Source organism: Actinoplanes couchii (assembly GCF_016862075.1).
Taxonomy (GTDB): domain Bacteria; phylum Actinomycetota; class Actinomycetes; order Mycobacteriales; family Micromonosporaceae; genus Actinoplanes; species Actinoplanes couchii.
The window spans coordinates 1-9,678 of record NZ_BOMG01000159.1; the positions used below are offsets into that span (position 1 = coordinate 1).

Consider the following 9,678-nt stretch of genomic DNA (forward strand, 5'->3'; position numbering starts at 1 on the left):
GGTCGACGCGGTCCCGGCCGTGTTCGGGGCGGCACTGGCCGGGCTGGCGCTCTGGTGGCTGCTGCACGAACGGCAGGGTGCGGCCACCGGCGTACCGGAAACCGGGGTTGATCGTCGCCTTGTCCTTCGCCTGTCGCTGCTGGCAGTCGGTGCCGGCGCGGCGGAAGCGGCAGGTCTGGCTGTTTCCGGACAGCGGAAGAACGCGGCCGGCCGGTCCCGGGAAGCGATCCGGCTTCCCACGGCAGCCGACCCGGCCACTCCGTTGCCGAGCGGGATCGCCGCGGACTTCACCACCCCCAACGCCGGCTTCTACCGTGTCGACACCGCGCTGACCGTGCCCCGCATCGATCCGTCGACGTGGCGGCTGCGGATTCACGGCATGGTTGACCGGGAGATCGAACTGTCGTTCGCCGATCTGCTGAAACGGCCGCTGATCGAACGCGACATCACCCTCAACTGCGTGTCCAACGAGGTCGGTGGCCCGTACATCGGCACCGCCAGGTGGCTCGGGGTACCGCTCGCGGCCCTGCTGAAGGAAGCCGGGATTCAGGCCGGAGCGGACCAGATCGTCGCCCGCTCGGTCGAGGGGATGACGATCGGCACTCCGGTCGCGACGGCTCTCGACGGCCGCGACACGATGCTGGCGGTCGGCATGAACGGTGAACCGCTGCCGCTCGAACACGGCTTCCCGGTCCGGATGCTGACCCCCGGCCTGTACGGCTACGCGGGCGCCTGCAAATGGGTCACCGAACTGGAACTGACCACCTTCGATCACTTCGACGCCTACTGGGTCGAACGCGGCTGGGGAGCCCAGGGCACCGTGAAGACCGCGTCACGCATCGACAAACCGAAACCGTTCGCCCGGCTCACCGCCGGGACGGTGACCGTCGCGGGAGTCGCCTGGGCTCAGCGACGTGGCATCGAAACCGTTGAGGTCAGCGTCGACGGCGGGCCGTGGAAGTCGGCCGAACTGCTACCCACCGCCTCGATCGACACCTGGACCCAGTGGCGTTTCAGCTGGCCGGCGACCAACGGACCACACTCGCTCGCCGTGCGGGCCACCGATAAGGACGGGGCGGTTCAGCCCGAGACCCGGGCCACCCCCTTCCCCGATGGCGCGACCGGCTGGCACACGATCAGCGTCACCGTGGCCTGATCGAGGCACCAATCCGGAGGCGGGTCCGCTGCGAATCCCCTGCGTATCGGAGGGTCGACAACCGCGGAAGACGGAGGCGGCGTGGAACCGGACGACGAACTGGTGGTGGCCGACCGGTACCGGCTGATCTCGCTGGCGGGCTTCGGGGGCATGGGCCGGGTGTGGCGCGCACACGACGATCTCCTGGACCGGGAAGTCGCGGTGAAGGAGGTACTGGCCCCGGACGACCTGCCGGATCCCGCTCGCGCGGAACTCCAGCGCGACACGATCCGGGAGGCGCGGGCGGCTGCTCGACTCGATCATCCCCACGTCGTGCGGATCTTCGACGTGATCCAGGCATCCGGCCGATCGTGGATCGTCATGGAATACGTGCCGTCTCGCTCGCTGCATGACATCGTGATCAGCGACGGTCCGCTGTCTCACCGGCACGCAGCCCGGATCGCGACGGGGCTGCTGGACGCGCTGGACGCCGCGCATCAGGCCGGGGTGTTACATCTCGACGTCAAGCCGCAGAACGTGCTGATAGCCGGCGACGGCCGGGTCGTACTCACCGATTTCGGTCTGGCCACCATCGTCGCCGTCCCGGGCGGGCACGACGAGCCGTTGATGGGTTCGCCTTTCTACCTCGCCCCGGAACGTCTGCGTGACGGCGTCGCCAGCCGGCAGGCCGATCTATGGTCATTGGGCGCCACCTTGTACATGGCAGTGGAGGGCCGGCCGCCGTACGACCGTCCGGATGTCTCCGACTCGCTGACCGCCCTGCTGAGTCAGGATCCTGACCCGCCGCGGCACCCGGGGCCGTTGCATCCCGTCATCGCAGGTCTGCTCGCTGCTGACCCGGGACGACGGCTGACCGCGGACAGCGCCCGGCGGGCCCTGCGGGATCTGACTCGCCGGGCCGTCGGTATTCACGCCGTGCCCACGTCGGCCCGCCCGGCCGGCAAGGCCGTCCCTTACCGCTCGGCCGTCGCCACCCCGCGGTGGCGTGGCCTGCTCGGCGCTGGTATCGCCGCTGCGGCCCTGACGGCCGGCGCCTTCGCGGCGGTCCGGGCGTACGGCGGTGACAGGGTGGCGCCGAGCGTGCCGGCAGCCGTCGTCAGCACGATGCACGCCTGTCCCACGGCGGAGTCGGTGGTGGTGGTGTCCGGCTCCAGCCGGGACGACGAGGCGCCGGTCTCGCTGCCCGACGGCTGGCTGTGGCATGTCGACACCGGCGGCTTCGCCCTCCCACTGCCACGCGGATGGCAGCGGAGCACCACCGACGGCGGTGTCTGCTTCGGTGATGCCGCAGGTGTACGGTCCTTCACCGTGCAAGCCGGCGGACCGGTCGACGGCTACCCGCTGCGACGATGGCAGGATGCCGAGCGCGAAGCACCACCGGACTATCAGAAGATCAGTATGGGGCCGCTCCTGATCACCGGCGGCGGCGCCGACTGGGAGTACTCGTGGCAGCCGGCGACCGGGCCGCGGCTGCACACCTATCGGATGCTGCTGGCTGCCGGTGACGACCGTTCCTACGCGCTCACTTGGATCACCCGCGACGCCGACTGGAGCCTCGACCTTCCGGTCCGGCGGATCCTGGTCAACGGATTCCGGGACTCAGCGAGACCAACGGTGACCTGGACGATCCCAGGGCCGTGAGACTGACGCCAATCCGGGTGACGACCGGCTCCGAATCCCTGCCGTGAAGACCTTCCGCGTAATGCTCGTCGTACCCGCCGCAGTGGCTGTCCTGTTCGCCGTTCCGGGTGCCGCGTTCGCCGACGAGAGCGTCCACGTCAAGCTCGACCCGTTGAACCACTCTGGTGCTTCCGGCACCGCCACATTGACCGCCATGGCCGACGGCGACCTGGGGATCAGCATCCGGTCGACCGGTCTGGTCCCGAACTCGCCGCACGCGCAGCACCTGCACGGCTCCACCGACAGCATGGACTTCCACTGTCCCGGCATGTCGGCCGACAAGGACGGTAACGGCTACGTGAGCACCGAGGAGGGAATGCCCGAATACGGCACCATCTTCATCTCGCTGACCACCAAGGGTGACACCAGCCCGCAGAGCGGGCTGGCCGTAGACCGGATGCCGGTCGCGGATGCCAAGGGCAACCTGTCCTTTGACCGTACGATCCCCGCCGCCGACCTTCCCGCGGGTACGCTCGCGCATCTCAAGGATCTGCACGTCGTCCAGCACGGCATCGACGCCAACAACAACGGCAAGTACGACATGGACGGGCTCGGCGAGTCCACCCTCGCGAAGTCGGCCGGCCTCGACGGCATCCCGCAGGAGGCGACGGACCCGGCTGTCTGCGGCATGGTCTCCGGCGCCGCCGCCGGATCGGTCCCGGTCGGTGGCGTCGCCACCGGCGACGGCAGCACCCGCCACGAATTCACCCCGTGGCATGCTCTCGGCGTTCTCGCCCTGCTCGGCGCGGCAGGCATACTCATCGCCCGCCGCCGATTCAGCTGATGGCGGCCCGTACCGCAACAGCCCGTCACGCGCTCTCGGTGGCCGTCCTGATCCTCAGCCTTGCCGGCTTCACAGCCCTGTTCAGAGGCGGCCAGGACCAGCCGCCGCGCCCGGTCCCCCGGGCTGCCGCCCCAGCCTTCACCGGCACGGGTGAACTGACCACTGGGCCACTGATGGACACCTCGCTGCCGACCAGGGTCATCATCCCCGCCCTCGATGTCGACGTGCCGCTGACCGGCCTCGGCCTGCAGGCTGACGGAACCATGCAAGTGCCCACCGACGCAACGACCGTCGGCTGGTACACCAAGGCACCTACCCCGGGCGCCCTCGGCCCCGCCGTCCTCGCCGGCCACGTCGACTACCGCAAGCAACCCGGCACCTTCCACAGGCTCACCGACCTCGAGCCCGGCGATACGATCAATATTGATCGTGCTGACGGCAGTACGGCCATATTCACCGTGGTCGAGGTCGCCCGACACGCCAAGGCGCAATTTCCTACCGACGCTGTCTATGGCGCCATCAACCACGCCGGGCTGCGCCTGATCACCTGCGGCGGCAGCTTCGACAACGTCACCAGGCACTACGAGGACAACATCGTGGTCTACGCGGACCTCACCTTGGCGTACACCCGGCTGGCCCACCGCCCCGTTGCGACGTTTTCGTCAACCGGGTGACCGACACCGGTGCCTGGACTACAACGGCGCCGGTGAGATCTACACCCTGACGTGTAACGGCGGCAGCAACCAGAAACTAGACGCGGTGGGCACCCCCACCGTGCCGCCTTGCCGTCATCGCGGTCGGCCACGGGACGCACAGATCGATGGAGTGTGGCCGGGGCCAGAGAAGCCGATTCCAGTGATCTGCTCGCCGCGGCTCTATCTGATCGTCACGGCCGCGGCCGCCGCGTTTCGTCCGGTTGTTCCGTCCGAGGCTGTGGCGATCGGCTGGGCGCGCTGTCAGCCATCTCCCGGTCTTGCCTGCTGCAGCGACGTGCGCGGGATCGCCGGTGACCGGATCGCCGATCTGTTCGGCCAGAAGACGAGCATGCTTGGCAAGCGGGCGGGCGGCGACTGACACATTGGGTGTGGCCAGTGCAAAGGCGGTGATACGGTGAGGCACAGCTGCGATTTGGTTGGCCGTTTCCTTCCAGGCGGGCGGCGACCACGTGGACGTCCGGGCGGGTGGGTCCGGCCTTCGCTGAGAAGCCGCTGCGGGGAGCCGCGACCGGTCTGGACATGATCGCCGGCCCCGGCAACGTGGCCGGCTTCGCCGCGCCCGCTGATCATGTCGCCGGACCCGAATGTCGTCGTCCAGGTTATGCAGTCAATCCGTGATCGCGGCGAACGGCGGCACCCGGCGATGACCGGGCGGATCGTGACCGTAACGAACGCACTCGGCGGATACCGCACACCACGTGGATCCCGCAGGCCGATAACCGCGGCGAGGGCGTGCAACAAACCGCCGTGAGCACCATCAGTGGCAGGCGCGGGTGGAGTGAAAGAAGCGGGCCTCGTTACGGCCACGGCCAGGATGAGCGATGATGCCATAGGCGGGTGGGGTCATCCTCGAAGTCATGCGACGTCGCAACTCCATGATCACCGATGGCCTCACCCGCTTCTTACACCTGGGTTGACATAGCCGTGGATCGCCAAGGACTACCTGCATCTCAAGCAGAGCCGTGACCTCGTCGGAGAATCGGTGTGGGTATCGCCGGATGCTGCTGGTGGAGCGCTCGGACTGCTCGCTACGCGACGCCCTCACCGCCGTTGACGCAGCTCTGCGGCTCTACCTCGGAGTAGCGCTGGACAGAAAGTCGTGATCCCGCACCTCAGCCCTTCCTGACGGTGGTTGTCTCGGTCCGTCTGCCGATGAGCCGCTTCTTTCCAGCGGGGTAGTCTGCTGGCCGTGACCATCCTGTGGTGGCCGAAGAGGAACAGTGTTCGAGGTCAGCGCCATCGATCGTCTGAGCCTTGGTAAACACGTGTGCGTAATGGTCAACGATGATGCGAGCCGACTGCGCATCTTGGCAGCCTGTATTCGGCCCAGCCCGGGAGACCGCCACCGGATCCTGTACTCCGGTGGAGGTGCCGGGGATATCGAAGCGCAGCTTGTCGCGCACTGCATCGATGCCCGCGGGTTTCTGGCCAACGGGCAGGTGCAGATGGCGGCGCCGGAGGGCTTCCTATCTGGCTGGCGGATCGTTCGATGCGCACACAACGGTCGACGAGAGGCGTGCCACCTGAATCAGGCCCGGCCCACCGTCACCGGAGGACGTCCGATCTCATCGCCCGCCGGCCTCAGTGTTACCCGGAGCAAATTCGTCGTCGTTGGGTGACCGCTCGCTGACTTCGGGGCATGATCCGGAGATGGATAAGGCCGTTGAACGCCGCCGAGGTGCCGCCCATACCGCCCCGTGCACTGACGAGACGAGCGGTCGCCTCCGGGTGGCGATTGAGTCAGCTGGGTCAGTGGAGGCACGGTTGCTTCTTGAGGGTGAGTTGGACCGGGCAAGTGCCACCCTGCTGCAACGGCGTGTCGCGGACGCGGTAGCCGAACGCCTGCCGGTGGTCACGATCGACGCGAGCGGGCTGACTTTCCTCGACGGTGCCGGAATACGGTCACTCCTGCTCTGCCGACGCCTCGTCGAGGAGGCCGGAGGTCGTTTGGCGATCGTGGAGCCAGCGCCCTTGATCTATGCGGTGCTGGAGATGGCACATTTGCTCGACATGTTCGATCTTCCGCCGCGACTCGCCCTCCGCGCCGATGCCGGGCGGCGGGCGTCGCGAGACCGGCATGGGGCAACGGAAAGGTCCCGGCAACTATGTGAGAAAGCGGCCCGTCTTCAGCGAGAGTCCCGCGAACTATGCGAACAGGCGATGATGCAGCGAAGCATCATCCCGGGGAGCGGGAACTTACTCCCCGGGATGATCCGGAACCACCAAAACGATCAGTGATGTGGATCGCCAGTGATCAACCGAATCGTGAGGACGCCGAGTTTCGTCGGCGCGGTAGCCAGATGGGTCTCGACGGTGGACACCGCGACGAACAGGGCAGCGATCTACTGTTAGTCAGCCCCCGCCTTCGCTTGAACCATGTCGTGCTCGCGCTCGTTTAGGGCTTGCACCGGCCACTGCCATCCCCGCGGCAGGCTCGCGCCGCAGGTGATGCAGCAGCCCATCCGTCACCGGCGGGGCCACCAGCGCGTCACCGCGCACGGCGGCCCTAACCGTCTGGATGAGCAGGGCCGGTCCTCCTATCCTGGCGGTCAGCGCCTGAGCGTGGGGTGGCCTGAGACGAGAGCGCCCGAGAAGCGCCGGGGAAACCCTGAAGCGTTTGTCGTTGCGGCCATGGGCGGTTGCTCAAGGTGACCGTGCCGGATCTCGTCCTTGGCCTGCTGGATGCAGCAGTCGCGACCGCTGGCGGGCGGGACTTCATCTACACAAACCGGACCAGGACTGTTGCCGGATCCAAACCCTTTGGTAGCGAAGGGTGCTCTCACCGCAAAATTGTGATGGACTCCGTATCTCGTTGAACGAGGTCTGTGTTGCGTGGTTGACCGACGCAGCGAGATCGAAGGAACCGACAGCATGACGTTGACGCTCGACGAGGTGGTCCTCAGGGATCCGGTACGGTCTGCTGCTGCCGGCGCGGCCCGTCAGGCTATGCCGGGGCGGCTCCTTCAGATCGACACGGTCGCACGGCTGGCCGCTTCTCTACTGAATGTGCCGATGGCGACTGTCACCGTGATCGACGACCGGCACGAGTTCGTCGTGGGCTCGCACGGGCTGCCGTACGGCTGGGCCGCGAACGGGGGTCTGCCGTTGTCGTCAGCGGTGTCCACCTACGCGATCAGCCGGAACGGTCCGGCCTCATGCGCGGACATGCTCGTGGAGGACTCCGCGGCGGTACGGGATCATCCGCTGGTGGAGCGTCTGGCCCTGCGGGCGTTCGCGACCGTGCCGCTGTGCGACGAGACCGGCCAGCCGGTCGGCGCGCTGACGGCCCTGCACACCGAGCCCCGGCAGTGGACGGCGAAGCACATCAGGACGTTGATCGACATCGCCGAACTCCTGCGCCCGGTCACCGGCACCGATCGGCTGGGCTGCGTGGTCGGGCTGGACAGCGCCGCGCTGCTGGACAGCGTGCAGGAGGCGTTTCTGGCCGTGGATCCCCGCGGGATCGTCGTCGGCTTCAATGCTGCCGCGCAGCGTCTGCTCGGCCATACCGCGGTTCAGGTGTGCGGCCGGCACGTGGACGACAGCTTGCTGCCGGTTTACGGTGGCCAGCCGATCGGTCTCGCGCTGAGCAGGTTGTTCGAGGCCGCGCCGCACCGACCGGTGGTGCGGGATCTGACCATGCGGCACCGTGACGGTCACCGCCTTCCGGTACGGGTCTCCCTGGCCGTGGTTGCCTCGGCGGGCGGCTCGGTGGCCTGCGCCTTCCTCACCGACCTGAGCCGGCAGGAGGCCGCTGAGCGGCTGGCCGACCGGCACAGCCGATTCATGGACGCGCTGTTGGACAGCCTGTCGGTCGGTGTGGTCGCCTGCGACGAGTCCGGAAGGGTGGTTCTCCTCAACCGTGCTCTGCGTGAGGTCCGTGGATGGGCGGACGTGCGAGCGGTACCGGTCGACTACCCGGCCTCCATCAACGGCATTCTGCGTCATCCCGACCTGCAGACGATGCAGTGGCAGCAGACCCCGCTGATGCGGGCCTTCCACGGCGAGCGCGTCGACGCCGCCGACGTCGTCACGGTGGTTCCCGGCCACCGGACCCGGCGGTTCGCCACCACCGCACAGCCCATTCTCGACGAGGACGGGTCACGGCTGGGCGCCGTCGCGGTAGCCCACGAGGTCACCGCCGTGAGACGCGCCGAAAGCTTCCGCGAATGCCACCGGCAGGTCGAACACGCCCTGCGCACCGCCGCGTCGGCAACCGAGGCCGCTCCGGAGATCCTCCGGGCGGTGACCGGCACCCTGGGCTGGCCCTGCGCCGAGCTGTTCCTCGTCGACGACACCACCGGCATGCTGCATCCCAGCGGTCATCACAGCGTCACCGGCGATCCGGGCGACGGCTTCTTCGCCCACCAGCCGATCCGTGGTCAAGGTGTCACCGGCCGGGTCTGGCAGACCGGCCAGCCGCTGTGGGTGGCCGACATCGCCACCGATCTGCCGCAGCCCACCGCGTACGAGCGGGAACGAATCCAGGTCTGCCTGTCCCGGGGCATCCACACCATCCTCGCGGTACCGGTCCGCGACGGCGGCACCCTGCTCGGCGTGCTCACCTGCTACGCGGGCACCCCGGAGCACCACGAGGATCTGCTGACCGTTCTGCTGGACGGTGTCGCCGCGCAGATCGGCGTGTATGTGGCGTTGCGCCGCGCGGAGCAGTACACCCGGCACTTGAGCCGTTCGCAGAACGATTTCATCGCCCTCGTCGGTCACGAGGTGCGCACACCACTGGCCGCGCTGGCCGGTAACGCGGGTCTGCTGGCCGAGGACGCCTCCGCGTTGGACCCGGACCACCAACACATGATCGAAGTGATCGGCCGGAGCACCGCCACGTTGCAACGGATCGTGGACACCCTGCTCGATGTGGCCGGTATCGAATCCGGTCAGACGTCCTTCACCGTGGAGGCGGTCGATCTGGTCTCGATCGTCCGCGATGCCGTCGCCGCCGCCGAGGCGACGAGCACACTCACCTTCAGCACCGATCTCCCGCACCACACGGTTGTCGACGGTGATCCGGTCCGGCTGCGGCAGGTCCTCGACGGGCTGCTCGCCAACGCGGTCACCTACACTGCGGCCGGCGGGCACGTCGCCGTGAGTGTGCAGACTACCGGCGACACCGTGCAGGTCCAGGTCGCCGATACCGGAATCGGTATCGTCGCCGCCGAACGCGACCGGGTTCTCGACCGGTTCTTCCGCGGCGAGAACGTCCGTCACCAGGGCATCCCCGGCAACGGACTCGGGTTGAGCCTGGCCTCCGCCGTCATCCGCCGTCACCACGGCACGATCAGGATCGACGACAATCAGCCCCACGGAGTGATCGTCCGGCTCTG

Annotated in this window: 8 protein-coding genes; all 8 read left to right on the forward strand. The window is 68.0% G+C overall.

Annotation, left to right across the window (positions count from 1 at the left end):
• A partial coding sequence (locus Aco03nite_RS51930; RefSeq protein ID WP_203810597.1) for a molybdopterin-dependent oxidoreductase occupies positions 1-1,156 on the forward strand: 1,156 nt, incomplete at its 5' end.
• Between the two features lie 81 nt (positions 1,157-1,237).
• Entirely contained in the window at positions 1,238-2,797 is a 1,560-nt protein-coding gene (locus tag Aco03nite_RS51935) for a serine/threonine-protein kinase (protein ID WP_203810599.1), read from the forward strand.
• Between the two features lie 61 nt (positions 2,798-2,858).
• Positions 2,859-3,620 carry a GVDTG sorting domain-containing protein gene (locus tag Aco03nite_RS51940; RefSeq protein ID WP_203810601.1) on the forward strand — a complete coding sequence of 254 codons (762 nt, stop codon included), beginning with the start codon at positions 2,859-2,861 and terminating at the stop codon, positions 3,618-3,620.
• A gap of 38 nt (positions 3,621-3,658) precedes the next feature.
• A complete protein-coding gene (locus Aco03nite_RS51945; RefSeq protein WP_239146152.1) occupies positions 3,659-4,294 on the forward strand; it encodes a class F sortase in 636 nt (211 codons plus the stop codon).
• An 85-nt stretch (positions 4,295-4,379) separates the two neighbouring features.
• Positions 4,380-4,694: a hypothetical protein gene (locus Aco03nite_RS51950; RefSeq protein WP_203810605.1), complete on the forward strand. Its 315-nt coding sequence runs from the start codon at positions 4,380-4,382 to the stop codon at positions 4,692-4,694.
• Positions 4,695-5,556: 862 nt separating this feature from the next.
• Positions 5,557-5,955 (forward strand): hypothetical protein, encoded by a 399-nt coding sequence (locus Aco03nite_RS51955; RefSeq protein WP_203810607.1) that lies wholly within the window; start codon positions 5,557-5,559, stop codon positions 5,953-5,955.
• 133 nt (positions 5,956-6,088) lie between these two features.
• A complete protein-coding gene (locus Aco03nite_RS51960) occupies positions 6,089-6,574 on the forward strand; it encodes an STAS domain-containing protein (protein WP_203810609.1) in 486 nt (161 codons plus the stop codon).
• A gap of 633 nt (positions 6,575-7,207) precedes the next feature.
• On the forward strand, positions 7,208-9,678 hold a 2,471-nt coding region (locus Aco03nite_RS51965; RefSeq protein WP_203810611.1), incomplete at its 3' end, for a PAS domain-containing sensor histidine kinase.

Coding starts and splice junctions, on each gene's coding strand:
- Aco03nite_RS51940 (WP_203810601.1), top strand. CDS start 2,859: ATGCTCGTCGTACCCGCCGCAGTGGCTGTCCTGTTCGCCGTTCCGGGT.